General features: G+C 67.3%; 26 protein-coding genes. 18 read left to right on the forward strand and 8 right to left on the reverse strand.

The features are described from left to right. Positions 1 to 131: 131 nt before the first annotated feature. From ACM9NP_RS07410 to ACM9NP_RS07435, 6 genes are all read left to right on the forward strand, one after another. The gene (locus ACM9NP_RS07410) at positions 132 to 728 is read left to right on the forward strand and encodes a hypothetical protein (RefSeq protein WP_415645861.1); all 597 of its coding nucleotides are present in this window, start codon (positions 132 to 134) and stop codon (positions 726 to 728) included. Further along, entirely contained in the window at positions 729 to 1,925 is a 1,197-nt protein-coding gene (locus ACM9NP_RS07415) for a PrsW family intramembrane metalloprotease (RefSeq protein ID WP_415645862.1), read from the forward strand. Beyond that, positions 1,922 to 2,233 carry an MGMT family protein gene (locus ACM9NP_RS07420; protein WP_415645863.1) on the forward strand — a complete coding sequence of 104 codons (312 nt, stop codon included), beginning with the start codon at positions 1,922 to 1,924 and terminating at the stop codon, positions 2,231 to 2,233. The genes ACM9NP_RS07415 and ACM9NP_RS07420 overlap by 4 nt, the downstream gene beginning before the upstream one ends. A 40-nt stretch (positions 2,234 to 2,273) precedes the next feature. Further along, the gene (locus tag ACM9NP_RS07425; RefSeq protein WP_415645864.1) at positions 2,274 to 3,023 is read left to right on the forward strand and encodes a class I SAM-dependent methyltransferase; all 750 of its coding nucleotides are present in this window, start codon (positions 2,274 to 2,276) and stop codon (positions 3,021 to 3,023) included. A 76-nt stretch (positions 3,024 to 3,099) separates the two neighbouring features. Beyond that, the gene (locus ACM9NP_RS07430; protein WP_415645865.1) at positions 3,100 to 3,747 is read left to right on the forward strand and encodes an NADPH-dependent FMN reductase; all 648 of its coding nucleotides are present in this window, start codon (positions 3,100 to 3,102) and stop codon (positions 3,745 to 3,747) included. Positions 3,748 to 3,920: 173 nt separating this feature from the next. Continuing rightward, a complete protein-coding gene (locus ACM9NP_RS07435) occupies positions 3,921 to 4,538 on the forward strand; it encodes a protein kinase domain-containing protein (protein WP_415645866.1) in 618 nt (205 codons plus the stop codon). Between the two features lie 58 nt (positions 4,539 to 4,596). Here ACM9NP_RS07435 and ACM9NP_RS07440 read toward each other — a convergent pair whose 3' ends face one another. Beyond that, a complete protein-coding gene (locus ACM9NP_RS07440; protein ID WP_415645867.1) occupies positions 4,597 to 5,256 on the reverse strand; it encodes an MgtC/SapB family protein in 660 nt (219 codons plus the stop codon). 19 nt (positions 5,257 to 5,275) lie between these two features. Beyond that, on the reverse strand, positions 5,276 to 6,064 hold the full coding sequence (locus tag ACM9NP_RS07445) for a tyrosine-protein phosphatase (RefSeq protein WP_415645868.1): 789 nt from the start codon (positions 6,062 to 6,064) through the stop codon (positions 5,276 to 5,278). Between the two features lie 132 nt (positions 6,065 to 6,196). Here ACM9NP_RS07445 and ACM9NP_RS07450 point away from each other — a divergent pair, with 132 nt between their 5' ends. Then, positions 6,197 to 6,715 (forward strand): mycothiol transferase, encoded by a 519-nt coding sequence (locus ACM9NP_RS07450; protein WP_415645869.1) that lies wholly within the window; start codon positions 6,197 to 6,199, stop codon positions 6,713 to 6,715. Positions 6,716 to 6,828: 113 nt separating this feature from the next. Here ACM9NP_RS07450 and ACM9NP_RS07455 read toward each other — a convergent pair whose 3' ends face one another. From ACM9NP_RS07455 to ACM9NP_RS07465, 3 genes are all read right to left on the reverse strand, one after another. Continuing rightward, on the reverse strand, positions 6,829 to 7,047 hold the full coding sequence (locus ACM9NP_RS07455; RefSeq protein ID WP_415645870.1) for a hypothetical protein: 219 nt from the start codon (positions 7,045 to 7,047) through the stop codon (positions 6,829 to 6,831). 99 nt (positions 7,048 to 7,146) lie between these two features. After that, on the reverse strand, positions 7,147 to 8,076 hold the full coding sequence (locus ACM9NP_RS07460; protein ID WP_415645871.1) for an aminoglycoside phosphotransferase family protein: 930 nt from the start codon (positions 8,074 to 8,076) through the stop codon (positions 7,147 to 7,149). A 587-nt stretch (positions 8,077 to 8,663) separates the two neighbouring features. Further along, a complete protein-coding gene (locus tag ACM9NP_RS07465) occupies positions 8,664 to 10,721 on the reverse strand; it encodes a M3 family metallopeptidase (RefSeq protein ID WP_415645872.1) in 2,058 nt (685 codons plus the stop codon). Positions 10,722 to 10,948: 227 nt separating this feature from the next. On the opposite strand from ACM9NP_RS07465, the gene ACM9NP_RS07470 reads away from it, so the two are divergent. The 10 genes from ACM9NP_RS07470 (at position 10,949) to ACM9NP_RS07515 (ending at position 21,056) form a co-directional block, all read left to right on the forward strand. Then, positions 10,949 to 13,012 (forward strand): hypothetical protein, encoded by a 2,064-nt coding sequence (locus ACM9NP_RS07470; RefSeq protein WP_415645873.1) that lies wholly within the window; start codon positions 10,949 to 10,951, stop codon positions 13,010 to 13,012. A 65-nt stretch (positions 13,013 to 13,077) separates the two neighbouring features. Further along, positions 13,078 to 13,764: a glycosyltransferase family 2 protein gene (locus ACM9NP_RS07475; protein WP_415645874.1), complete on the forward strand. Its 687-nt coding sequence runs from the start codon at positions 13,078 to 13,080 to the stop codon at positions 13,762 to 13,764. Positions 13,765 to 13,793: 29 nt separating this feature from the next. Then, a complete protein-coding gene (locus tag ACM9NP_RS07480; protein ID WP_415645926.1) occupies positions 13,794 to 14,615 on the forward strand; it encodes an ABC transporter ATP-binding protein in 822 nt (273 codons plus the stop codon). 167 nt (positions 14,616 to 14,782) lie between these two features. After that, positions 14,783 to 16,186 carry an alpha/beta hydrolase gene (locus ACM9NP_RS07485; RefSeq protein WP_415645875.1) on the forward strand — a complete coding sequence of 468 codons (1,404 nt, stop codon included), beginning with the start codon at positions 14,783 to 14,785 and terminating at the stop codon, positions 16,184 to 16,186. Between the two features lie 141 nt (positions 16,187 to 16,327). Then, the gene (locus ACM9NP_RS07490; RefSeq protein WP_415645876.1) at positions 16,328 to 17,104 is read left to right on the forward strand and encodes an SGNH/GDSL hydrolase family protein; all 777 of its coding nucleotides are present in this window, start codon (positions 16,328 to 16,330) and stop codon (positions 17,102 to 17,104) included. Positions 17,105 to 17,161: 57 nt separating this feature from the next. Then, on the forward strand, positions 17,162 to 17,935 hold the full coding sequence (locus tag ACM9NP_RS07495) for an enoyl-CoA hydratase/isomerase family protein (protein ID WP_415645877.1): 774 nt from the start codon (positions 17,162 to 17,164) through the stop codon (positions 17,933 to 17,935). Continuing rightward, positions 17,932 to 18,861 (forward strand): class I SAM-dependent methyltransferase, encoded by a 930-nt coding sequence (locus ACM9NP_RS07500; RefSeq protein ID WP_415645878.1) that lies wholly within the window; start codon positions 17,932 to 17,934, stop codon positions 18,859 to 18,861. The genes ACM9NP_RS07495 and ACM9NP_RS07500 overlap by 4 nt, the downstream gene beginning before the upstream one ends. Then, positions 18,858 to 19,406 (forward strand): acyltransferase, encoded by a 549-nt coding sequence (locus ACM9NP_RS07505; protein ID WP_415645879.1) that lies wholly within the window; start codon positions 18,858 to 18,860, stop codon positions 19,404 to 19,406. The genes ACM9NP_RS07500 and ACM9NP_RS07505 overlap by 4 nt, the downstream gene beginning before the upstream one ends. A 94-nt stretch (positions 19,407 to 19,500) precedes the next feature. Then, the gene (locus ACM9NP_RS07510; RefSeq protein ID WP_415645880.1) at positions 19,501 to 20,169 is read left to right on the forward strand and encodes a GAP family protein; all 669 of its coding nucleotides are present in this window, start codon (positions 19,501 to 19,503) and stop codon (positions 20,167 to 20,169) included. A 155-nt stretch (positions 20,170 to 20,324) separates the two neighbouring features. Next, a complete protein-coding gene (locus tag ACM9NP_RS07515) occupies positions 20,325 to 21,056 on the forward strand; it encodes a phosphotransferase (RefSeq protein WP_415645881.1) in 732 nt (243 codons plus the stop codon). Positions 21,057 to 21,178: 122 nt separating this feature from the next. Here ACM9NP_RS07515 and ACM9NP_RS07520 read toward each other — a convergent pair whose 3' ends face one another. Together ACM9NP_RS07520 and ACM9NP_RS07525 are read right to left on the reverse strand one after the other, a co-directional pair. After that, positions 21,179 to 22,393 (reverse strand): sensor histidine kinase, encoded by a 1,215-nt coding sequence (locus ACM9NP_RS07520; RefSeq protein WP_415645882.1) that lies wholly within the window; start codon positions 22,391 to 22,393, stop codon positions 21,179 to 21,181. Then, positions 22,390 to 23,064, reverse strand: coding sequence for a response regulator transcription factor (locus ACM9NP_RS07525; RefSeq protein ID WP_415645883.1), 675 nt, complete (start codon positions 23,062 to 23,064; stop codon positions 22,390 to 22,392). Before ACM9NP_RS07525 ends, ACM9NP_RS07520 begins: the two co-directional genes overlap by 4 nt. Before the next feature lie 116 nt (positions 23,065 to 23,180). Here ACM9NP_RS07525 and ACM9NP_RS07530 point away from each other — a divergent pair, with 116 nt between their 5' ends. Then, on the forward strand, positions 23,181 to 24,182 hold the full coding sequence (locus ACM9NP_RS07530; RefSeq protein ID WP_415645884.1) for a LolA family protein: 1,002 nt from the start codon (positions 23,181 to 23,183) through the stop codon (positions 24,180 to 24,182). A gap of 45 nt (positions 24,183 to 24,227) precedes the next feature. On the opposite strand, the gene ACM9NP_RS07535 is transcribed toward ACM9NP_RS07530, so the two are convergent. Then, entirely contained in the window at positions 24,228 to 25,319 is a 1,092-nt protein-coding gene (locus tag ACM9NP_RS07535) for an acyltransferase family protein (RefSeq protein WP_415645885.1), read from the reverse strand. Positions 25,320 to 25,633 lie beyond the last annotated feature (314 nt).

Consider the following 25,633-nt stretch of genomic DNA (forward strand, 5'->3'; position numbering starts at 1 on the left):
ATGAGTCGCAGACGCGCGGGGGTCGCCCGGTGGGGTGGATTACGGCGCGCGGAGTGTGACGGCCGTGACGCCGGTGTCGTTCTCGTTAAGCTGTCGCACGACGGGACGAGCGGCGCGGAAGGGGACGGATCGTGGTCGACGGCGCGGTGCGGCTTAATCGCCTCGGGCTGGAACGCGGGCGTACCTGGTCGGCGGTCGTCATGGCGATCCTGGTCTTCGCCCCCGCCGTCATCTGGTCACATTGGAACAACTCGGTGTCCGGCGAGCGTGAGCTATCGGCCGGGGATCGTTTCGTGTTGACAGCCGTCGGCACGCCCGACGCGCCCGGCACTGGCACGGTCGTGGTCACCGTTCCCGACGACGACGGGTGGACGACCGACACCGGGAACAACCGAGCCTCCCGGATCGACCTGGTGCACGGTCCGGCCGTGGTGGAGGTGACGGCCGTCGCGGGCGTCAACGACATGTCCGTCCTGTTCGATCGACAACGCCGCGATCAGTCCAATGCGGACCCGGCGATGTTCACGACGGGGAAGCGCTCCTACGAATCGCCGACGGGGCTCACGGGCTACGCCGGGAACATGACCGGCGAGCGATACAGCGGCGTCCTCATCGTGGTCGGTCGAGGCGCGGTGGCCGCGGTCGTCGTCGCGTACGCGCCACTGGGGCGGCTCGACGGCGAGACCAAGGCGATCGAACAAATACTTGCCACTCTTGAGGTGTCGTGAATGGGTGACCTGGCGCGTGTCGTCGTGGAGGGGCAGGGCACCTTCGTTCGGGTGCGCCGCCCCGCGTACTGGCTGTACGTCCTCGTGGTCGGATTCGGTCTCGTCCACATCGGCGAGACGATGGCGGACGGCCTGCAACAGTTGTCGACGGCGCTGTGGATCGCGATAATCCTGAATGGAATATTGGCGGTCGGGTTCGTGTGGATCCTGGCGCGCATGGACCTGTTCGAACGTGAGCCCGCGGCGGTGCGCGCCGCCGCGTTCCTGTGGGGAGGCCTCGCCGCGACGTCCCTGGCCATCATCGCCAACAACAACCTGCTCGCGCTTCTGACGAAGGAGTACGGGGTCGCGTTCACGACGAAATGGGGGCCGGCGATCGCCGGCCCGCTGAACGAGGAGTGGTTGAAGACGCTCGGCGTGGTCCTGCTCGTGTTCATCGTCCGCGAGCACTTCAACGGCGCACTCGACGGTCTCATCTACGGCGCGCTGATCGGGCTCGGTTTCCAGGTCGTCGAGAACCTGACATACGCGATCAACTACGCGCTCAACAACCCCAACAGCGATCTCGCCGGATCCCTCTCGATCACCCTCACCCGGATCGTCGTCGCCGGCCCGTGGAGCCACCCCATCTACAGTGGAGTAGCGGGCCTCGGGATCGCCTTCGCCGTCACCAGCCGACGTTCGGCGACTCTGCGGTACGGCGCCGCCGTCGCGGGAACGATCGCCGCGTGGGCCGCTCACTTCCTGTGGAACTCGCCGATGCCGTCCTGGCTGCCCTCGGCGCTGACGGTGTTCCTGTCGTTTGGCAAGGGCGTCCTCATTCTCGTGTTCTTCGTGGTGCTGTACCGCTACGCCGTCCGGCGCGAATGGCACTGGTTCGGCGAGATCATGAAGGGTCAACCCGCCGCCGTCATCACCGCCGACGAACTCGACCAGATGCGCACCCTCGGCACCCGCAAGAAGGCCCGCAACGCGGCCGTCGGTGTATACGGTCCCAATGGAAAGCGACTCGTCGGACGTCTTCAGCGCGCGCAGGTCGAACTCGGCGAGGCACTCGCCCGCGCCAAACGCGCCAATGTGGACCCAGAGTTCGCGCTGGACGTCATAGTCGCCCGTACCAACGTCCTGTCCATCCGCGACGAGCTCGACGCCGCGTGGACGCCGGGCATCCGTGCCGTGAATAATGCGCCGGTGTGAGCGCCGAGATTCCCGAGTACGCCGAACGCGTCCTCGCCGCCGTCGACGAGATTCCACCTGGCCGCGTCCTGACCTACGGGTACATCGCCGAACTGATCGGCGAAGGCGGTCCGCGTCAAGTCGGCGCCGTGATGTCCCACTACGGCGGCAGCGTGAGCTGGTGGCGCGTCGTCCGCGCCGACGGCGGTCTCCTCGACGGACACCGAACCCGCGCGCTCGCGCACTACCGCGCCGAAGGGACACCCCTGCGGGGCAAGGGGGACGCCGCCCGAATCGACATGCGGGCGGCACGCTGGGAACCCGCCTAAGACCGTTGCGGTCCATCGTGGCGGGCACGTACGGTACGGCATGGAATTCGACAAACTCATCGACGACGCGGAACAGACCGATTTCGAAGGATGGGACTTCTCGGTGTTCGGCGAACGGTTCCACGACTCGTCACCCTCCTGGGACTACACCGACGTCGTCGCCCGACACCTGAACACCGCGGACAGCCTCCTCGACATGGGGACCGGCGGCGGCGAGTTCCTCGCGGACCTACCCGGCATCCCCGCCAAGACCGTCGCCACCGAAGGCTGGGAGCCCAACGTGGCGGTCGCGCGTCACCGGCTCGAACCCCTCGGCATCGAGGTGGTCCAGACCTATGACGACGACAACGCCGAACTTCCCTTCCCCGACGAGGCGTTCTCCCTCGTCATCAACCGCCACGAGGCTTACACCCCCGCAGAACTGCGCCGCGTGCTGCGACCGGGCGGAGTGTTCGTCACCCAGCAGGTCGGTGGGACGGACCTCGCCGAACTGAACGAGGCGTTCGGAGAGGACGGCCAGACATTCGACTGGGACCTGTCGATCGCGGTCGCCGGTCTCGAATCCGCCGCCTTCGAGATCGTGGACGCCCGCGAGGAACGCCAACTCGGTCACTTCACCGACATCGGAGCCGTCGCGCTGTACCTGCGCGTCATTCCATGGCAGATCCCCGGATTCACCGTCGAGAACCGCCGCGAGCAACTCCGCGCACTTCACGAACGCATTCGCGACAAGGGACCGTTCGAAGTGAACAGCCACCGGTTCCTCATCGTCGCGCGCGTCCCGGACTGACGACACACCGCGCGGCTTCCGCCACCGGAGCCGGAAGTCGGTGATACTCGTCGCGACGGTCGACGAGACGGGGGACATGGCCACACGTGACACGCGCGTGCGCGCGCTGATCTTCTCGGTCAGCCTGCGCACCGGTTCGTACAACAACCGCCTCGCCGAACTCGCCGCCCGCTGCTCCGCTCGCGCCGGAGCCGACGTCGACCTCGCGCACATCTCGGACTGGCCCGTGCCCATGTACGACGCCGACACCGAGCGCGCCGACGGCCCGCCACCCGGCCTGCTCGGCTTCACGGACCGGCTCGCCGCCGCCCACGCGCTCGTCATCGCCAGTCCCGAGTACAACGCCTCCTTCCCTGCCAACATCAAGAACCTCATCGACTGGGCGTCCCGCCTTCGCCCACAACCGTTGGCGCGCAAGCAGGTTCTGCTGATGTCCGCGTCCCCGTCGATGAGCGGGGGCAACCGAGGACTGTGGGCGCTGCGGGTACCGTTGGAACACCTGGGCGCCCGCGTCTATCCCGAGATGTTCTCCCTCGCGCAGGCACATCAGGCGTTCGAACAGGACGGCGACCTCAAGGTCGAGGCACTCGCGACACGGTTCTCCTCCACCATCACCGAGTTCCTGAGCCTCGTCGAGGCGAGCGTCCACTACCCGTGCGCGAAGCAGCATTGGATCGAGTTCCTCGGCGAGGTCCCCGACCCGGCGATCGACCGAGTCGAATGACCTTCCCACGACCACAGTGGCGTGACCTCGATGGCCTGCCCCGGCGGCGAACCCGGTCGAGACGGGGAGATAGCACGCGACAACGCGGGCGCACTTCATCCACCGAAACGCTGGTATCGCTCGGATACCCATCTCCACAAAGAATGGACGTCGCTCGATCGTGGAGAAGGCCTGTGCATCCCGGATACCGACTCGCCGACCGTCACCAGCTCATCGAACGCATCGGGGGCGGAGGCATGGGGGACGTCTGGACCGCGACCGACACCAGGCTCGGCCGGGTCGTTTGCGCCAAAGTCCTGCGTCCCGGCTTGATCGCCGATGCCGAGTCGTCGAAGAGGTTCATCGCCGAGGCTCGGATTCTCGCCGGGCTCAAGCATTCCGGGATCGTCGCGATCCACGACTACGGCGAGCACGCCGAGCCCGGCGGTGAACCGTTCGCCTTCCTGGTGATGGACCACCTGCGCGGGAAGTCCCTCGCGACGGTCCTGGCCACGTCCGACGCACTGAGCGCCCACGAGGTCACACCCATAGTGGAGCGGGTCGCGACGCACTCCAATCTGTGCATTCGAACTGACGACGATCGATACATCTACCAGGTCGAATGCGTCGACTCGCTGGGCTGGGAGATGGAACTCGCCGAGGTAGACGACGGTCGGTACTTGTGGAACCTCGTCAGCGTGGACACCGGCCTCTGCCTCGACACCGCCGACCAGGTCGACCGCTCGTCACAACACCTGCGCGGCAACGAGTGCGCGTTCGACGACACGGGGCAGCGCTGGATGACCGAGTGACCGTTCGAATTCGTCCACACGCGACGACCAGATGTCATGAATGGACGACGGGTGTCGATCAGAGCTCGTCCAGCTCGACGCCGAGCATGTGCGGCTGATCGGCCAGATCGGCGGTGAGTCTCGCGACGGATCCCCTGCCGCGCAACGTGAGCCGGGTCGTGCGGGAACCTTCGATCGAGCGCTCCGTACTGACCTCGGTGACCGTGAATCCACGCGAGGTGCATACCGCCAGCGCCTCGGCGAGCGCGGCGCCGGAGGTGTAAGTCAAGAGCAACTTCCCGGAGCGCTTCCCGATGCGCGCGATGACCCGTTCCAGCGGAGTGAGACCGGTGACGACGACCAGGTGCATGACCGTGACTCCGGCGGCCATCAGCGGCAGTCCCGCCGCGCAGGCCATGGCGATGGCCGTCGTGACCCAGATGGAAGCCGCCGTGGTCATTCCGAACACGAGGTTTCGTTGGAAGAAGATGACGCCCGCGCCCAGGAAGCCGATGCCCGAGACGACCTGGGCGGCGATCCGGGCGGGGTCGGCGCCGACCGCGTCGCTGGCGATGTCGAAGCCGTAGCGGCCCGCCATCACGAACAACGCGGAGCCCAGCGCGATGAGGGCGTGGGTGCGCATACCCGCCGCTTTGCCCTCGTACTCGCGTTCGGCTCCGATGAGCGTACCGAGGAGCAGCGCGAGCCCGAGGAGCCCGATCTGGTTGAGAGACTCCATCGCGGGGGTTCCTTATCCGTCAGTCCAGCATCGATTGCCGGAGGCGGCTCACCAGGTCGTCCTCTATGTTCAGGCCGTCCTGGACGAAGCCGGTGAAGGATCCGAAGATGCTGTCGGCCTCGTCGAAGGCGGCCTTCAGGTATTCGGGTCGCTGCTCCAGGAGCGGGCGGATCAGCCTGCCGTCGAGGCCGGCGAACTCGGCGGCCGCGAGAAGTCCCTCTGTCGCCTTCGCGAAGTACTCGTTGGACAGGACGTAGTCCTCGACGATCGTCTCCATCGGAACGTCGAGCAGCCGTAGCACGATCGCCGTCATCCAGCCGGTCCGGTCCTTGCCCGCCGTGCAGTGGTACAGCAACGGAACCCGGCGTTGATCGGTGATCGCCCGAAGCGCCGTCGCGAACTGCTCGCGTTGCACCTCGTCGGAGACGAAGCCGCGCGTGATGTCGAGCATGGTCTGTTCGCCGCGACCGGCGGCGAGCGCCTTCCCGATCTCCTGTGGGTCATCGGCGGTGGCGGCGGCCTGTAGCTGCTGGAAGGTTCCTCCGCCGACCGGCAGATTCGTCACGGTTATGCCGTCGGGGAGTCGGTCCGGGCCGTCCCCGACGATCTCGGCCGACACTCGGAAGTCGATGACGGTGTGCAGCCCCAGACGGTCGATGACCTTCACGTCGTCATCGGTGAGTTTCGTCAGAGAGCCCGAGCGAAACAATCGACCCTTGACGAGGGCTCGCCCCTTCTCCGTGCGATAGCCACCGATGTCCCGCAGATTCAGCCCGCCTTCCAGCGGAATGTGTCGGGTGTAGGCCATCGTGTCTCCTTGGCGCGGCTGGTACCGATGTGTGCCACTCTTCCACATCCTTCGCACGCCGACCGCGCACGTGGACGCGGCGCGCGGACGGTGACCGGTGGCGCGTTCGGTCAACCTGGCAGGATCGCCCACATGACCTGGACCGCGCCCGAAGCCCCGACCGTGACCGGCTCCTTCACCGCACCCGAACGCGAGATGGTGACGACGTACGTCGCCGCGCACCGCGCGTCCCTGCTGAGGCTCTGCGCGGGCTTGACGGGGGAGCAGTTGGCGCTGCGTTCGGTGGAGCCGTCGCGCCTGTCGCTACTGGGATTGTTGCGGCACATGGCGAAGGTGGAGCGGACGTGGTTCCGCCTCCGATTCGCCGGGCAGGGCGTGGAACCACTGCACGCCCCGAGCGAGGTCGGGAAGGACACCGACTTCGAGAAGCTCGACCCGGCGTCGGCCCCCGCCGACTACGAGACGTTCGTGGAAGAGTGCCGGTTGGCCGACGAGGCGGTTGAGAACGCCTCCCTCGACGACACCTTCGTCCATAATGGCGAATTGATGTCGCTGCGGTTGATCTACAACCACATGATCTCGGAGTACTCCCGCCATCTCGGCCACGCGGATCTCCTGCGCGAGCGGGTCGACGGCGCCACGGGGCTGTAGTCCCCGACTTCCCGGCCGGCTCATACAGCACCGACGTCGGCGTCGACCGATGTGGGACTGGACGACCCGCGGGCGTGAGCCGGGCACGGCAACGGCGGACGAGCGCGATTGACTCAGGGACCGCCGGGCGCGGGCGCCGGGGTGCCCTCGTTGTCGTGCACCTGGATCTCGATGTGCGAGCTGTGCGCCCTCGGGTGATACAGCTCGTCGAACACGCCCAACACGGGCCCGCTGACGCCTCGCCGACGGGCGAGCACCGCGAAGCCCACCAGTCCACCGAGCACCGCGACGATCACGGCAACGACCGACACGACACCTATGAACTCGTCCATCTGCCCGAGTTTAGGGCGTTATCGCCGTCTCGGAAAGGCCGAGAACGGACGCCCGAAGGCCGCTGGACGCGAGTGGCGACCGCGCCGGTCGGCCTGGCCTCAGCTGACGAGCCGTTCGGCGGAATCCAGGTAACCTCTGCCTTCCTTCTGGTGGCCGTACCGCAGCAGGTACAGGCCGGACGAGACGCGCTCGACGAAACCCCAGTCCCAGACGGCGTCCGCGTCGATGCCCGTCGCCCGAGCCAACCGATGGCAGTACCCCCGGAGCAGGGCGCGCGGCTCGGTGGACGCGAGCACCTCATCCGTCCAACCGCGCAGGGCGACGCCCAGGTCGTACGCGGGCTCGGCGAGCAGGCCGTCCGGATCCACGAAGACGTACCCGGACTCCGCTCCCGGTCTCGGCCTGGGCACCGCCAAGGCGTTCGCCGGATGCGGATCACCATGGCACACAACACAAGCCTCGACGTCGAACGCGGCGACCCGGCGCCTGCCCGCGTCAAGCGCGGCATCGATCAGCCGACGTGAACACGGTTCCCCGAGCTCGGTCCATAGTGTCAATATGAGCTCGATGAGCTGTGTGGCCTTGTCTTCGCCATCATCCACAATCGCGTCATCGGGTCTCGGCACCGACCACGTCTGACGGAGGGTTCGGGCCAGCACATCGAGCTTCCGCTCCACCGGTATGGGAGCGTCCTCGAGGGTGGGGCCGAGCGCTTCCATCAGGGCCGCGCCTTGCTCGAAGTCGTGGGCGTGGAGACGGACGTAACCGTTTCCGTCCGCGGCGGCGATCGTGCGGATCTGCTCGGCGAACCCGGACCACTCGGGGGCGATCTTCAGGACGGCGTCCCCGTCAACGCCGCGCACTCGAACCACCAACGCGGACGTACCGCCGTCAAGGACCTCGCCCAGCGTCAGCGACCAGTCGGACCGCAACCGCTCCAGCCGCCCCTCCAGGCCCGACAACCAGGCCCGGCCTTCCTCGCCTCGGCTCTCCGCCGTCCGGCGCACCTTGTCAGGCAACACGATCACGACCTGAACCATGCCACCCGACCGTCGACGGCGAAGCGTCGGCCAGCTGGACCGGCGGCGATACGACCGTTGGGACTGGGCCACGATTTCGGCGGCGTCATGCTGTGTGTTCGCGGAATGGCACGAATAGCCGTAGTAGACCTTGTGCGGCCGAGGAGGAGGCGACTTGTTGTTCGACGCCCTCTACACGGTCATCATGGTTCGGAGGCGGAAGGCCCTCTGCGCCAGGAACGTCTCGATGCGCGAGAGAAGAGTCAGGCCGCCCTATTCAACACCTCAGCCTGGAGACGACCGTCACTGAGCAGCGACACAAGGCCAGGATCGAGGAACTTGTCAAGCTGCGCAAGGAGAGTCAGGACGCGCTCCTCTTGGAACTCGCCGCCGAAGCCAAGATCAATGCTCGGCGATGGGCTCTGTTCTGTTTGCTCGGCGGCATTCCGGTTGGTGTACTCGGGTCATGGCCGGCCTTCATCCTGGGCTGGTCGTGATTAAGACAATGAGCGGCGCACCATCTTCTCTTCGCATTGGACGCGACCAGCGGTCCAGCCCGAATGATCGGGCTGGACCGCTGTTAGGAGTTCGCGTGGCTAGATCGCGGCGTCCAGGCCACGGGCCTTCAGTAGCGGGACGATGTCCGGGTCGGCGCCGGTGAAGTCGCGGAACTGCCGCATCGGGTCGACACTGCCCCCTCTGGACAACAGCGTCGTCCGGAAGTGATCGCCGTTGGCGCGCGACAGCCCGCCGTTGTCGGCGAACCACTGTTCGGAGTGCTTCCCGAGGACCTCGCTCCAGATGTAGGAGTAGTAACCGGCCGAGTAACCGCCACCGAAGATGTGTCCGAAGTAGGTGCTGCGGTAGCGCGGCGCGACCTCCGTGACGGCCACGCCCGCGTCGGCGAGCGCGGCGGCCTCGAACGCGGCCACGGACGCGCGGGCGTCGTCCGCGCTCGGTACCCCGTCGGCGTCGACGCGGTGCCAGGCCAGGTCCAGGAGCGCCGCCGCGAGGTACTCCGTCGTGGCGAAGCCCTCGTTGTACTGCTGGGACGCCAGCAGCTTGTCCACCATGTCCTGTGGCATCGGCTCCTTCGTCTCGTAGTGCACGGCGTAGTTCGCGAGCACCTCCGGCCACAGTGCCCACATCTCGTTGACCTGTGACGGGAACTCGACGAAGTCGCGAGGCACGCTGGTGCCGCTGAACCGGGGGTACGTGACATTCGAGAACAGCCCGTGCAGGGCGTGTCCGAACTCGTGGAACATCGTCGTGACCTCGGCCATCGTCATCAGCGTGGGCCCATCGGCGGGCTTGGAGATGTTGAGGTTGTTGACGATGACGGGTTGACGAGCGAGCAACCCGGACTGTGGGACGACCGCGTTCATCCACGCGCCCCCGTTCTTCGAGTCGCGCGTGTAGTAGTCCGCCAGGAACAGACCCAGGGGCGAACCATCCTCATTGAACACTTCGAAGACGCGAACCTGTGGGTGGTAGGCGGGCAGGTCGAAGCGCTCGGTGAAGCTGAGTCCATAGAGCTTCGAGGCCGCGTAGAAGACCCCGTCGATGAGGACCTTCTCCAGTTCGAAGTACGGGCGCATCGCGGCGGCGTCGAAGTCGTAGCGCTGCTTGCGCAGCTTCTCCGTGGCCAGTGACCAGTCCTGCGGGGCGATCGACTCCTGCGCGAGGACGGCGGCCCGATCGGCGGCCTCGACGGTGACGTTGGCGACGGCGGCGGGCGCGAGCTTCGCGAGCATCGCGAGGGCCGCCTGGGTCGAACCGGCCGTCTGGTCGGCGATCGCGTAGTCGGCGTGGTCGGCGAAGCCGAGAAGCTTGGCCCGTTCGGCGCGCAGGCGGACGATCTTGAGGATGATCTCCGAGTTGTCGGACGCAGAACCGTTGCCGCCGCGGTTGATCGACGCGGTGTAGAGACGGGCGCGGGTCTCGGGGTCGGTCAGCGCCGCCAATTGGGGCTGGTTGGTGAAGTTGCTCAAGGTGAGGAGGTACTTGCCGTCCTCGCCGCGTTCAGTGGCCGCGGCCGCCGCGGCGGTGATCGCGTCGGGGGACAGTCCGTCCAGGGCCGCGACGTCGTCGAAGAGCACGGCCGCCTCGTTGGTCCCCTCCAACTGATTCTGTCCGAAGGTGGTCGACAGGGACGACAGTTCCTCGTTGAAGGCCCGCAACCGGTCCTTGTCCTCTGGGGACAATTGGGCTCCGGCGCGGACGAAGTCCAGGCGATACCGGTGCAGGAGCCACGCCGATTCGGCGTCCAGGTCCAACTCCTCCCGCGTGTTCCACAGTGTTTCGATGCGTTGGAACAGCGCGTCGTTGAGGCGGATGGCGTCGGTGTAGGCGGCCAGCTTCGGTGCCAGCTCGGCCTGGATCGTCCTCAATGTTGGGTTGGTGTCGGCGGAGACCTTGTTGTAGAAGACGATTCCCGCGCGCTGGGCCAGTTCGCCGGAACGCTCCAGGGCGACGATCGTGTTGTCGAAAGTGGGCGGTTCGACGTCCTCGGCGATCGCCGCGACCTCCGCGAGGTGTCGCCGGATGCCCTCCTCGATGGCGGGCTGGTAGTGCTCGTCGGCGATCGCGTCGAACGGCGGAATCTGGTACGGAAGAGTACTCACTGAGAGTAGTGGATTGATCGATGCAGTCATTCGATCCAGGTTACCCGTGGGTTGACGGTCGGGCGGTCCCGTTCGATTCGGCCTCGGTCGGGCGTGTGAGGTGGCGCGACGTCGGCGGATCGCGCCGCTCGTCGGTGTACGAGTGCCGTCGTCGCTGTTCGGACGTCCGGTGCGGTCCGACCGTCGCGGCCGATCCGCTGCCTAACGGGACGACCCTTAGGATTGGGCACACGTGAGAGAGGAAGAAGCTTCAATCGGTGCGCACACTTTTTGACATTGAGGAACAAGACGACTACGACGCGGTTCGTCAGCTGCTGGTTCGACGTTGCGCACGGTGGGCGCGCGAACACGATCTATTCGTCGACGAGACCTTGTTGTCCGCGCTGTTGGACTTTCGGCACTTCTCCTCCGACGGGCGGTTGACGTACTGGACGCCGTCGATCGTCAGGCGCTTCCTGTTGGAGTGGATGCCGCGCTTCTTCGATCACGCCGAGGAGACGCCGCTGGACCGCGTCCACGAGGTCGTGCGCGCGTGGTTGAGATTCATCGACGCCGAACAGTTGCGCGACCCGAGAGGCGGCACGCTCATCGAGAACGAGGCGGCCCTGGACGAGTCGTCTCCGAAGCTCGCCGAGGCGATGGACGACGTGGAACGCTTCGGCGTCGCCAAGACCTGGATGCGGATAGCCGCCGTCTACGGCTATGACCCGCGCCAACCCGATTCCATGCGGCAGTTCCACGTCGATCTGCGGGCCAATCGGGTCACGGTGTCGGAGGAGCACGCCGAGCAGATGCTGACGTCGGAGCTTCGGTTCCCGTCGCTCGGGGCGGAACGACGGGCGCCCCAGTTGCCCGTGGAGCTGCCGTCTCCCGAGCGATTGGCCACCGACGCCGCCGAGAGCGTCCTCATTCAGAGATTGATCGTTCTCGTCGAGTGGCTGGCGGCGCCGGGCCGGGTCATCGACAAGGCGGGCGCGCTCGGTCGGGAGGACACGATCGAGGCGGCCGCCGAGATCGACCTGGAGATCGACGCGGACCATCCGCCGTGGTCCAGCGACGACCTCGCCGATCTTCGTCTGCTGCTGTCACTGGCGTACGAACTGCGGCTCGTCCGTCGCTATCGGGGCCGTCTCGTCCGGGTCGCCGTGCAGGCCCATCGCCTGAAGGACCCCTTCGGCCTGTGGAACGACGTGCTCAGTCACATCGATTACCGCGCCCGCGAGCTCTTCGACGTCGCCATCCCCGGCTGGTACGGAACCTCAGGGCAGTCCATTTTGGGCCGATATTTCCACCTGCTGTTCCCGCGCCTGTGCAATTCGCTGTACAGCCTCCCCGAGGCGACGCCCGTCGCGCGGCTCGTCGAGACGGCGTGGCGAATGGGCGCGGACATCGAATGGGGCCCCGACCCGGACGCGATCAGCGCGGCCGACAACCGCGTCGAACTGGCTCGCGTCGTCGACGACCTGCGCCGCCTCGGTGATGTCCTGGAACAGCTCGGGGCGATCGAACGGGAACTGGACATCCCGCATCCGATGTTCCGGGAGGACCTGTTGCCCGATGCCGAGGGCGACCTGTCGCGCAGTCCGTTCGATCCCGACACCTCGTTGCGACTCGCGCAGGACCTCTCCGGTCCCAGCGAACTCGTGCGCCTGACGGACCTGACGACGGCGGCCATCCGGGAGCGCATGCTCGAGGAGGGCCGCGAGGCCGGTCTCGTCGGCGAACTGGTGGACGCGTCGGCCGCGGAGATGCTCGGTGTCGTCGCGCAGCACTATTCGGCCTCGACCGCCGCCTCCGAGATCGAGGCGTGGTTGCTCGCCAACGACGCCGACGTGGAGGACCTCATCGAGGCCGCTCGCACCACGTCCTTCCGGAGCCGTGCCGCCGCGATCCTCGAACTGCTGTACACGATAGACCCGGCCGCGGATAAACTGTTGCGCCGCTTGCGTTCTGACCCGTTGCTGGCGCCGACGGCGCTCGTGTGCCTCGTCGAGGCCCGCACGCTCGATCTGCTCGATCTGACCGAACCGGAGCGCCAGTTGTTGACGGCCGAGTCCTCGTTGCGGTTGATGGAGATGGACGGCCCACCTTCCATCATGGATGGATTGCGTGGATTGAGCGACTCCGACGCCCGCTCCGTCATCGGTCGCGTGCTGAAATCCGGACATCCCGACGCCATCGCCCTCGAGGAGTTCCGCGTGCTCGTCGCCGAACCGCTCGCCGCCCGTGTGCCGTCCCGGCGGCGTCCACCCGCGGTCGACCCGGCCAGGCTCGGTTCGACCCGACGGGCTCGATCCCGGCGTAGACGCGACGAATCGTGACGGTGAAGAATCGACGGGCAACCAGCGATGGCACCCGGCATCCATCGCCCGGCCGTGGAGAATCCATGAAACTGTCGATACTCGTTCCCGTGTACAACGAGCAGGAACGCGTCGCGGAGGCGGTCAAACGCGTTCTCGGCGTTGACTACCCGTGCCCAGTCGAGGTCGTCGTCGTCAACGACGGCAGCCGCGACGGCACCGCGAACATCCTGGGTCGGATCGACGACCCGCGAGTCCGGATCCACCACCACCGCCGCAACCTCGGCAAGGGCGCCGCGATCCGCACGGGGGCGGCCAACGCGACGGGCGACTACCTCGTCATCTTCGACGCCGACCTCGAATACGACCCCGAGGACATCCCGACGCTCCTCGAACCCGTCCTCGCCGACCGCGCCGAGGTCGTCTACGGCAACCGCACCTTCGGCAGCCACTCCTCCTACTCGTTCTGGTACGTCATGGGCAACAAGACGATCACGCTCGCCGCGAACGTCATGTACAACTCCTACATCAGCGACCTGGAGACGTGCTTCAAGCTCATGCCGACCGCGCTGTTCCGGCGACTGCGCGTCCGTTCCCACGGTTTCGGCATCGAGGCCGAGATCACCGCGAAGCTGCTGCGGCAGGGCATTCGGCCCTACGAGGTCCCGATCTCCTACTCGGCGCGCACCCGCGACCAGGGAAAGAAGATCACCTGGCGCGACGGAGTCGAAGCACTGTGGATACTCGGGCGGGAACGAATCCGACGCCACTGATCCGCCCGGCCCGCGCCAGGGCCCACGCGATGCCGCGTCCGTGGCACTATTCAGACGTGTCCGACTCAAGCGATCTCGTCATTGACGCAGCAGGAATCGTCGTCCGTCGTGGCCCCGCCACGCTCCTCGCCGGAGTCGACTGGCAGGTCGAGCTCGACGAACGGTGGGTGATCCTCGGCCCCAACGGAGCGGGCAAGACGACCCTCCTCAAGCTGGCGGCCGGTCGTCTTCACCCCAGCGCCGGCGTCATGCGAGTCCTCGACGAGCGACTCGGCCGCGTCGACGTCTTCGAACTGCGACCCCGCATCGGATTGAGCACCGCCGCTCTCGCCGAGGAGATTCCCGCCGACGAGAAGGTCATCGACGTCGTCCGGACCGCCGCGTGGGGCCTCGTCGGGAGTTGGCACGAACGCTACGACGACATCGACGACGCCCGCGCCCGCGACCTGCTCGCCCGCTTCGGGGTCGACGGTCTCGCGGAGCGCACCTACCGCACTCTGTCCGAAGGGGAGCGTAAGCGGGTGCAGATCGCTCGGGCGCTGATGACGGACCCGGAGTTGCTGCTGTTGGACGAACCGGCCGCGGGGCTCGACCTCGGCGCGCGCGAGATCCTCGTCGGCATGCTCGCGGAACTCGCCGCGGACGCCGACGCGCCCGCGCTCGTGATGGTCACCCATCACGTGGAGGAGATCCCGCCCGGTTTCACGCACGCGATGGTGATGTCCGGTGGCGGCGTGGTCGCGGCCGGCCTCATCGACGACGTGCTCACCTCCGACAACCTGTCACGGGCGTTCGGCATTCCGCTCATCCTGGAGCGCCGGGGCGACCGGTTCACGGCCCGCGCCGCTTGACGTCCGTCGCGTTCGCCACCCCTGCCGTCCGCCACTGCCGGTCGATCCGCCTCGAACGGCGCGTCGACCGAGAGCGAAGGCGCCCGGTCACTCGATCGTGGCCCCTAAGTTCCGCCACGCTGACTTTGTGGACTATTCCGGGCGTAGTCGCTGGGTAGGCTTGCCGGGTGGGCACCGGGCGGGTAGGACGCGATTGGCGGCGGATCGGGGTGACGATGCTCGCGGCCGCGATCCTGATCGCGCCCGGCATCACGGTGCGGCCCGAACCGGTCGTGCCGGCCAGCCCCGCCTCTCTCACGGCCGCAACCGAAGCCGTCGCGTCCGGCTCACCCGCTCGGATCGCCGCCGAGAACCTGCCTCCGTCGATCGCCGCGTCCATTCCGCTGGTGGCCGCGGGGGCCGTCGGCAACGATCCGTCGCTCGCGGTCGAACGGGTGGCCGCGCTGCCCGACCCCGCCTCGGACGATCCGTGGGAGGCGGGTGTCGCCGCCCTGTTCGCGGGTGCGTGGCCCGACCCCGACGGCGCCGTCCTGGCGGATCAACTATCCCGTTTGGATCGTTCGGACGTCGAATGGCTCGCCGCGATCTACCCCGAACTGGTGGGAAACCGGCCCGGGGTTCCCTACGACATCCGCATCGCGGCCAATCACATCCGGGTCGTCGCCGCGGCCGAGTCGTCGACCCGCTGGCCTCAACCCGACCGGCCGTGGACTGAACCTCCACGAAGGGAACGCGTCGAACTCACCGAGATCGCCAACCTCGACCAGCAGCTCATCTACTTCGACGCCTTCGGCAACGAAGGTGAGGGCTCATGGGCGGAGCTCGTCGGGGACCTGTCCACCGCGACCGAGGTCGGGGTCCTGGTCCCTGGCGGCAGCGCGTTCCTCACCTCCGACAACTTCACCCGCTATACGGGCCGTGCCAGCACCTTCGTCGACGCCGCCGACGGTCTCGCGATGATCATCTGGGCGGCGGCGCCGTTCCCGTCGGGATGGATCCAGGAGGCCAGCGGTGCGTGGGCCGCCTCCGCTGCCGGGCCGCTCGCGGCCTTCACGCGCGACCTGCGGCGCCAGGTCGGTCCCGATGTCGGCCTGACTCTCGTCGGACATTCCTACGGCGGCGCGATGGTCGGCCTCGCCGAGCTGTATCCGATGGACGTCGACCGAATCCTGCACGTCGCGTCGGCGGGCGCGGGTTTCGGCGTCGACTCACCCGCCGACTACCTGGAGCCCTGCCGCCCCCGGTTCGTCGTCATGGCACCAGGCGACCCGATCAGCTACGTCCAGAACATCCCGCGCGGCACCGGCCTGGGGCACGGTGTGTCGACCGCCGAACTGGACGGCGTCGTCATCGTCACCACGGGACACCTGCCGGACGACCCGGACGCGCTCGACGACGTCGGGCGGACGCTCGGATCGCAGGGCATCGTCGGCAAACGCATCGGCGGTCTCCACGCCCACAGTGAAGTGTTCATTCCGGACTCGGACGCGTGGGACAACATGCTCGCGGTCCTCACCTTCGAGGAACCCACCATTGAGGAACGGCAACCGCCGCCGCAGCCCGATTGCTGATCTGCCGCGCCTTTCGCACGTCGTCGTTGTGCCCGGTTTGCGTCCCGTGCGGGGGTTTGGCAGAATAGACGGTCAACTCCGGGCCTTATACGCCCAGCGACAACTGTTGTCAATCAGACGAAGGTTGTGTTCTCTCGCGACATGAGAAGATTTGGCAGATTCTCCGCGATCCTGTCCACGTTGTTGGCCTTGCTGACCGCCTCGGTCGGCTACGTCCTGCAACCCGACGACCGCTCGGCCCTGCCTGCCGACGGCGACGCGCCGGACGTGCGCATCTTTCTTCTCGGTGACTCCATCACCGGCTCCACCGGATGTTGGCGAGCCCGGCTGTGGCATGAGCTTCAGGACGCCGACTACACCAACATCGACTTCGTGGGCAAACGCTCCGGCCCCGACGCCTGCGGTGACGGCTTCGACAACGATCACGCGGGTTTCAGCGGTTCGCGGGCGACCCGGCTCGCCGCGAGTCAGCGCCTCCCCGAATGGCTCGACGGCGACCCCGCCGACGTCGTCATGATGCACTTGGGCTCCAACGACATCCGGCACGACCGCGACGCCGACGAGATCCTCGCGGCGTACTCGGTCCTCGTCGATCAGATGCGTCAGCACAATCCCGACATCGTCATCCTCGTCGCGCAACCGATCCCGATGACGGACACACCGATGGGCAAGGACTGCGCGAGCTGCCCGGACCGGCTGGATCGGCTCGTCGAGGGCATCCCGTTCTGGGCCGCCGCGCAGAACACGATCGCGTCGCCGGTTATCGTCGTCGATCAGGCGGACGGCTTCGACGCCGAAGTCGACACCTACGACGGTCTGCATTCCAATGAGGCCGGTGGTGCGAAGATCGCGGATCACTGGTACACGGCCCTGTCCGGCGTCCTGTCTCGGGACGCCGTGACGCCCGCCGACGCGTGAGCCGCGCCGTCGTCCGACCGTCGTGACCGGTAGCGCCTGACGTGTAACCTGCCCGATGTGGCAGATTTTGTGAACCTCGAAGTATCCGATGGTGTTGGTGTCATCCGCCTGGCGCGGCCTCCGATGAACGCCTTGAGCACCCAAGTGCAGGAAGAGCTGCGCGCGGCGGCGGTCGCGGCCGACGCCGACGACACCGTCCACGCCGTGATCGTCTACGGCGGTGAGAAGGTCTTCGCGGCGGGCGCCGACATCAAGGAGATGGCCGACATGGGCTACGCCGACATGTCGACCCGCGCTCCCCAGTTGTCGTCCGCGTTCGACGCGGTGGCGCGGATCGGCAAACCCGTCATCGCCGCGATCACCGGGTTCGCGCTCGGCGGCGGTTGCGAGTTGGCGTTGGCGTGTGACATCCGCATCTGCGCCGCCGACGCGAAGCTCGGCCAGCCCGAGATCAAGTTGGGCATCATCCCCGGAGCCGGTGGGACGCAGCGACTTCCGCGACTGGTCGGGCCGTCGCGGGCCAAGGAGCTGATCTTCACGGGCCGCATGATCGACGCCGACGAGGCGCAGCGGATCGGGCTCGTCGACGACGTCGTGCCCGCCGCGGAGGTCTTCGAGGCGGCGCAGAAGTTCGCGCGGGTTTTTGTTGACGGCCCGGCCAGGGCCCTCCGCGCGGCGAAACAGGCCGTGGACAGCGGGTTGGAGATGGACCTGAACGCCGGTTTGGCCTGGGAGTCGCAGTTGTTCGCCGGGCTGTTCGCGACCGAGGACTCGCACGAGGGCATGAACGCGTTCGCCGCCAAGCGCAAGCCGGGGTTCCACGGCCGATGACGACCATTGAGGATGTCGAGGCGGCGCGCAGCGATCCCAAGCGCGCCAACGTCCTGTACCACGATTGGGAAGCCGAGACCTACGACGACAAGTGGTCGATCTCGTACGATCAGCGGTGCATCGACTACGCGCGCGAACGTTTCGTCCTGGCCGCCGGCGCGGACGGCTGGCCCTATGAGACGGCGCTCGAAGTCGGCAGCGGCACCGGTTTCTTTCTGCTGAATCTCATGCAGGCGGGCGTCGCCGAGCGCGGCGTCGTCACCGACATCTCCCCGAAGATGGTCGAGGTCGCCTGCCGGAACGGTGAACGCCTCGGTCTCGACGTGACCGGTCGGGTCGCCGACGCGGAGACGATTCCGTACCCCGACGAGTCGGTGGACCTCGTCGTCGGACATGCCGTCCTGCACCACATTCCGGACGTCGAGCAGGCGTTCCGGGAGGTCCTGCGCGTTCTCAAACCCGGTGGTCGCTTCGTCTTCGCGGGCGACCCGACCCGGATCGGCGACTTCTACGCGCGTCGGCTCGGCCGTTTGACATGGTGGGCGACGACGACGGCGACGAAGCTGCCGTTCCTCAACGATTGGCGTCGACCGCAGACCGAACTGGACGAGTCCTCTGCCGCCGCCGCGCTCGAAGCGGTCGTCGACCTGCACACCTTCGTGCCGTCGGAGCTCGCGGGAATGGCGGACCGCGCGGGGGCCGTGGATGTCGAGACGCACACCGAGGAACTGACGGCGGCGATTCTCGGCTGGCCGGTGCGGACCTTCGAATCGGCGGTACCTCCCGGCAAACTCGGGTTCGGTTGGGCCAACTTCGCGATGAACGCCTGGAAGACCCTGTCGACCGTCGATCGTGGTCTGTCGAAGGTGCTTCCGGCCGACCTGTTCTACAACGTGCTGATCACCGGGCGCAAATGTGGCGATTGAGTCCGCGCCTGTGGCCGGATTACCTGCGGTTCGCGTGGCTTCGGCTGCGCAGACCGCAGGTTCACTGCGCCGGGGTCGTCTACCTCGGCCGCCGCGTCGAGGTGGTCGCCCGGCGCGGCTACGGCCGCCTGCGGATCGGCGCCGACGCGCACATCGGCAGCGGCTCGGCGATCCGCGCCCACGAGGGAAACATCCATATCGGAGCGAAGTGTGTACTCGGCGCGCGAGTGACCGTCAACGCCTACCTGGACGTCCACATCGGTGACGCGACGCTGATCGCCGATGACGTGTACATCATCGACTTCGATCACCGCATCGCCGATCTCGCTCGGCCGATCATGGACCAGGGCATCATCAAGGCCCCCGTCCGCATCGGACGGGATTGTTGGCTCGGCACCAAGAGCGTCATCACCCGGGGCGTGCGCATCGGTGACGGCGCGGTCGTCGGCGCGGGCGCGGTCGTGACTCGCGACGTGCCTCCGCGCGCGATCGTCGCCGGGGTCCCCGCACGCGTCATCGGCACCCGCGACGACATGACGGCGTGACACGAGAACGCTTTTGTCCGAAAACGACCCGTTTGGTCGTGTCCGGCGGGAAGAATCGTTCTCGGTAACGGTCGGCGAGCGGCGGGGGGTCGCGATGGGAACCGTGTTGAACGACGTGTTGGGGCCCGCGATCGGTATCGCGCTGAGCCCGATCCCGATCATCGCGGCGATCCTCATGCTGCTGTCGGCGCGCGCGGTGAAGACCGCTCCCGCCTTCGCGCTGGGATGGCTCGCGGGCATCGTGTTGGTCGCGCTCGTGGTGATGCTGTTCGTGCCCCGGTCGGCGGCCAACGGCCACGACGGGGGCGGTGTCGTCGTCGGAATCATCAAACTCGTCCTCGGTGCGTTCTTCCTCGTCCTGGCCGTTCGGCAGTGGCGATCGCGGCCGCGACCGGGTGACAAACCGCAGCTTCCGAAGTGGATGTCGGGCGTCGACCGCATGTCGATCGCTCAGGCGATCGGGATCGGTGCCGCGCTCGCGGCGCTGAATCCGAAGAACCTGCCGCTGGCTTTGTCGGCCGGTCTGTCGCTGGCGGGCGCCAGCGCGGGCTCGGCGGTCACCGGCCTGATCGTCTTCAGTCTGCTCGCGGCGTCGACGGTGCTGGTGCCGGTGATCGGCTACTTCCTCTTCCGGGACAAGCTGTCGTCCTCGTTGGAGTCGATGAAGGACTGGCTGACCCGCAACAACGCGACGGTCATGTTCGTCGTACTGCTCGTCTTCGGCGTCGTCCTGATCGGCAACGGGCTCGGCCTGCTGTTCTAAGTGGACGGGTGCGGCCTTATCGGCTGGCGATCGTTCCGGCCGTCGGCGAGAATGCGGACATGGACCTGACACGGCGCGTATGCGATTCGCTCGGACAGCGCTGGGGGCGGCCGGTGGTAGTGGTCCGATCGCTTGTCGCGCACAAGGATCGAGTCGTGTTCACGACCGTCGACGACGTGGGTGTGACGGTCGTGATCAAGGGTGATGTCGATCGCCGTCGGCTCGCGCACGAGGTCCGCATGCTGCGCGAGTTCGCGCGTCGGGGCGTCCCGGTGCCCGCCGTCCTCGACTACGACCGCCACGGCTCCCCGTCCGTCTTGGTTCAATCGCTCGCCCAAGGGCGGGTGCTGTCGGCGTCCTCTGCGGACGCGGACTGGAAGGCCGCGGCACGGACGCTACGACGGATCCATGATCGAATTCGCCCCCGTGGCGCCCGCTTCTGGCCACAGATGTTCGACGTCGCGCGCGAGGTCGTCGACAAGGACGTCGCGACGGAGTTCGATGCCGAGCAACGGGCGTGGATGCGTGCCGCCATCGACGAGGTCGAACAGGCGACGCCGGGCTCGACCGTGACCCTGCACGGCGACGCGGCGCCGTATCACTTCTTCGTCACCGACGACAGGGCGACCGTCATCGACGTCGCCGACTCGGCGATCGGCGATCCCCTGTGGGACCTCACGGTGCTCACGCTGCGGCGTCCGGACGTGCTGCCGGACGTCCTCGACGCCTACGGTGCCGACGAGGCCTTGCGAGCGCATGTGCGGCGCGCGTACCGGGGAATGGTCGTCCTGAGGCTTCTGGCCGTCGCGGGTTGGCTCATCGAGTACGGCTTCGACTCAAGACCGGTCGTCCGGGAACTGAGGACCCTTCACGCCGAACAGTCCTGACACCGCATTCCAAACTTCGTCGAGCGGCTCCGTTCTTGGCGTGCGAGTCCGTCGCGCGGACCGTCGGAACCGGGCGATTCATGTGGTGCCCCACCGAGAGGCGGATACCTTTCGGCCTCCACTCACGACGTCAGACGGACGGTCGCCTTCAGGCCATGTGGTTCGTTGCCGGACAGTGTGATCGTTCCCCGATGCATCGCGACGAGCTCCGAGACGATCGCCAGCCCCAAACCGGTACCGCCGGAATCGCGGGCACGGGCGTCGTCGAGCCGAGTGAACCGGTCGAACACGCGCGCCCGGTCGCGCGCCGGAATCCCCGGACCGTCGTCGGTGACGGTGAACTCGATAGCCCCGGCGTTCCGCCGCGCGCCGATGATGACGCCGGTCTCCGCGTGTCGAACCGCGTTGTCGGTCAGGTTGGTGAGGATCCTGTGCAGCGCGTCCCGATCGGCGGACAGTTCGAGCGTCGGGTCCGTCAGATCGGCGACGACCCGGACGCGGGCCGTTCGGTGATCCGCGATGATTTCGCGAATGACCTCGGCGGCGTTGACCGACTCGGGCCGCCACACCCGGCGAGCGCCGTCCATGCGCGCCAGGAACAACAGGTCCTCCGTCATCCGCCCGAGTCGCTCCACGTCGGTGAGGAGATCGTCGATGAGCCCCTCCTGTGGCCCGATTCGCGCCGCGACCTCCAGTTCGGTGCGCATGTTCGCGAGTGGACTGCGCAGCTCGTGCGCCGCGTCGGCGACGAAGTCGCGTTGCTTGGCGCGGGCCGCTTCGACCGGTCGCAGCGTCCACCCGACCATCCACCACAGCGCCACCCCGACACCGACCGCGAGGATCCCCATCGTGATCGCCAGACCGAACGCGAACTTCGGCACTGCCGACAGTTCCGACTGCGAGACCCCGACGATGACGGTGTGCCCGTCGGCCTCGATCGCGGTGACGCGCAGCTTGCCCGCGAGGCTCGCACGCGAACCGTCGACCGTGAAGTGGGTGCCGTGCGCGAGCGCGGAGTCCAGTTGATCGGGCCGCAACAGCGGGACGAGAGGATCGGCGCCGATCGATCCCGATTCGAATCGGCCGTCGGCGTCGAAGACCTGCACGACGGTGGCGTCCTGATCGACGGGAACCGGATCGGGCAGCCCGTCGGCCGCGATGCTCTCGCCGATCTCCTGTGCCGTGGCCGTCGCCGCCGTGTCGACGGAGTGTCGCAACGTCAGGTGCAGGGCCCACACGAGACCGCAGCCGCCGATCGCGAAACCCGCGAGCAGCCCGACGACGCCGAGCGCGACGAGGCGCATCCGCAGCGGCAGCGTCGACCAACGCAAGGTCATGACGCGGCGGTCAACCGGTATCCGGCGCCGCGCACCGTCTGGAGGCTCTTGCGCCCGAACGGGGCGTCGATCTTCCTCCGCAGGTATCCGATGTAGACCTCGACGAGGTTGACGTGCGTGTCCTCGCTCGCCGACCACACGTGGTCGAGCAGCTTCACCTTCGTCACGACGTGCTCGGCGTGGTGCATGAGGTATTCGAGGAGCGAGAACTCCCGCCCGGAGAGGGCGATGTCGGTTTCGCCTCTGCTGACCTGCCGCTTCGCGGGATCGAGTGTCAGATCGCCGACGGTCAGGACGGTCGGACGTGCCGGTCGGCCCCGTCTCAGGAGCGCTCGCAGCCGGGCCAACAGGACCACGTAGGAGAACGGTTTGGTCAGGTAGTCGTCGGCTCCGAGATCGAGACCGTCGGACTGGTCGTATTCGCCGTCCTTCGCCGACAGCATGAGCACCGGAACCCAGTTGTTCTCCTTGCGGAGCGTCCGCACGACCTCGTAACCGGAGAGGCGGGGGAGCATCACGTCGAGGATGACCGCGTCGAACGATCCATGGCGTGCTTGGTCGAGCCCCGTCACGCCGTCGTGGGCGAGTTCGACGGCGAAACCGTCCGCGCGCAGACCACGGGCCAGGGCGGTCGCCATCCGCTGCTCGTCTTCGACAATGAGAAGCCTCATCCATACGACGGTAATGCGCTCCTGTGGAAACGTTCAGGTGGTCTCAGGCACTCCTCAGTGCAGGCCACGCATGATCGTCGTATCGAGTCACCGGCAACGCACGAACGGACGTGAGCATGCGCACTTCGCTGAAGGCAGTGGCCGGTGCCGGGGCGGTGGTGGTGGTCGTCGCGGGTACGGCGGCGGGGATCGTGTCCGCTCGTGGCGAGGCCCTGCCGAGCCCGGCGCAGGTGCTGGCGCTCCTCGAGGGCGCCGACGTCCCGGGAGTCTCGGGGACGATCGTGCAGAACGCGAACCTGGGTCTCCCCGGCGCCTTCGCGGCTCGCTTGGATCGCAGTCGCAGCGTGCGCGTGTGGTACGCGGCGCCGGGTCGGCTGCGACTCGCTGCGCTCGACGCGCTCGGTGAGACCGATCTCATCCGCAACGGTGGCGACCTGTGGGTGTGGGACAGCGACGAGGACACCGCGACGCATTACCGCCTGCCCTACGAAGCCGCGGCACTTCCGCTGTGGCCACCGTCGGAGGTGTCCGGGTTCGTCGCTTCCCCGTCGGAGGCGGCACGGCGGGCTCTGGCGTCGGTCGAACCGGCGACGACGGTCGCCGTCGAGCGCACGGTGGAGGTCGCAGGTCGGGCGGCCCACGAACTCGTGTTGACTCCGCGCGATGCCGCGTCGCTGGTCGACGAGGTCCGGCTCGCGGTCGACGCGGAGACGGGCGTCCCCCTGCGGACGCGCGTGTACGCGTCGGGGGAGACCGAGCCGGTGTTCGAGGTGGCCTTCTCCCGGGTCGAGTTCGCGGAGCCGGACGCCGAGAACTTCACCTTCGTCGCCCCGGCGGGCGTGACGGTGCGCGATGGGACTGCGGAGCGCGCGGGGGAGGGGAGGCGGGCCCGGTTGCTGGGTTCGGGGTGGTCGTCGGTCCTGGCCGTCGATGTCGACCCCGAGTGGTCTTCGGTGCTGACGGGCTATCTGGCCCGATCCCCGCAGGTGTCGGGATCGTGGGGGACGGGACGACTGCTCACGTCGTCGCTGTTCAGCGTGCTGGTGATGGACGACGGCCGACTGTACGTCGGCGCGGTGACGCCGGAGCGGTTGTACCGCGCCGCCGACGAGGGATGATCTGAAATGGAAGGTGGGACGGCCCACGGGCCGCCCCACCTGTCGTCAGCGAGCCGTGGTGGTGCTCGGTTGCTTCGTGAACATCCAGTCGAGTCTCGGTTCGACCAGCGGCCGGGTCACCCACCGCACCGGCGGCGACATGAGGAGCAGCGCGACGGTGATCGCGCCGACCGTTGTCGCGACGGCGCCGAGCGCGGTCTGGGTGGGCGGCCAGTCGTAGAGGCCGCTCGCTTCCACGCCCTTGATGACCAAACCGTGCAACAGGAACGTGTACATCGTCAGGTCGCCGAATCGTGAGATCGGCAACTGACGATCCGGTACCCAGGCGAAGAACGTCGCGACGAGGATCACCGAGGTGGCGAGCAGCACGAGTTTCAGGCCCAGGCCCATCGCGATCCCGACGTCCATCTGCGGGGCGCCCTCGTTGAAGTAGATCCAGTTGCGGTTGAGGGACCGGTTGAACATGATCGCGGCGACCGTCAGCCCGATCGTCAGGACGAGCCCTCCGTACCGGAACACCGGGCGCTTGAGCATCGTGAAGTGCTCACGCGTCAGGAACATGCCGGCGACGAAGAACGGCAGGAACTGAAGGATCCGGCCGAAGTCGAACTCGGTGGGAAGGTTGAGGACGATCGCGGCGACGCCGATGATCGTGGCGACGGCCACCGGGTACTTGATGCGGCGCCACAGTGGAGCAGTTAGTCGCCAGACGAACAGCGCGACGAGGAACCACAGCAGATAGTACGGGTGGAACAGGCTCAGTTTGAACTCGCCGCCGGTCCAGATTCGCTGTGTTCCATAGAGGATCGAGAAGATGAGGTACGGCGCGAGGACGCCCGCGATGAGGCGCTGCATTTGATCCGGACGTGCCGTGAAGCTCTTCGAGAAGTACCCGCAGATGAGGATGAACGCGGGCATGTGGAAGTCGTACAGTGTGTAGTAGAGCCCGCGTACGATGTCGTTGTCGCCCATGACGAGCGCCCAGGCGTGTCCACAGACGACAAGGACGATGAGGATGAATTTCGCGTTCGAGAAGTACGGGTCCTTCGGTTTCCCGCCTGCTGAGGGTGCCGGCTGATGCCGGGCAGACGGCACGATGGGTGGCTCCGCACGTCGTATCTGCGTATCGGTTGCCATGACTTAAGCGCGTCTCCTGCCGAGGTTTCGCTGCCGCCGCCCGGTTGCCGCCGTCTGGGGGTTCGCCGACGCACCTGGTCGGGCGAAACGGCGGCACCTGCGTCACGGTATGCCGTGATGGTTTTGTCCCGCAACGCTTTCGCGAGGGTTGTCGCGTCACGAATGGGGGTCGCGACGCTCGGAGCCACTAATCGATAAATCGAGATGAATTTCTCTTGTGGTCCGATCGCGAAATGGTAACAACGACGCCTGGGAGCTTTCTGGCAATTCGCTGGGTACCGGCACAAAACAGGCACGCGGTGCCGTGGACGGAG

Origin of the sequence: Stackebrandtia soli (assembly GCF_965137155.1) — a bacterium.
Taxonomy (GTDB): Bacteria; Actinomycetota; Actinomycetes; order Mycobacteriales; family Micromonosporaceae; genus Stackebrandtia; species Stackebrandtia soli.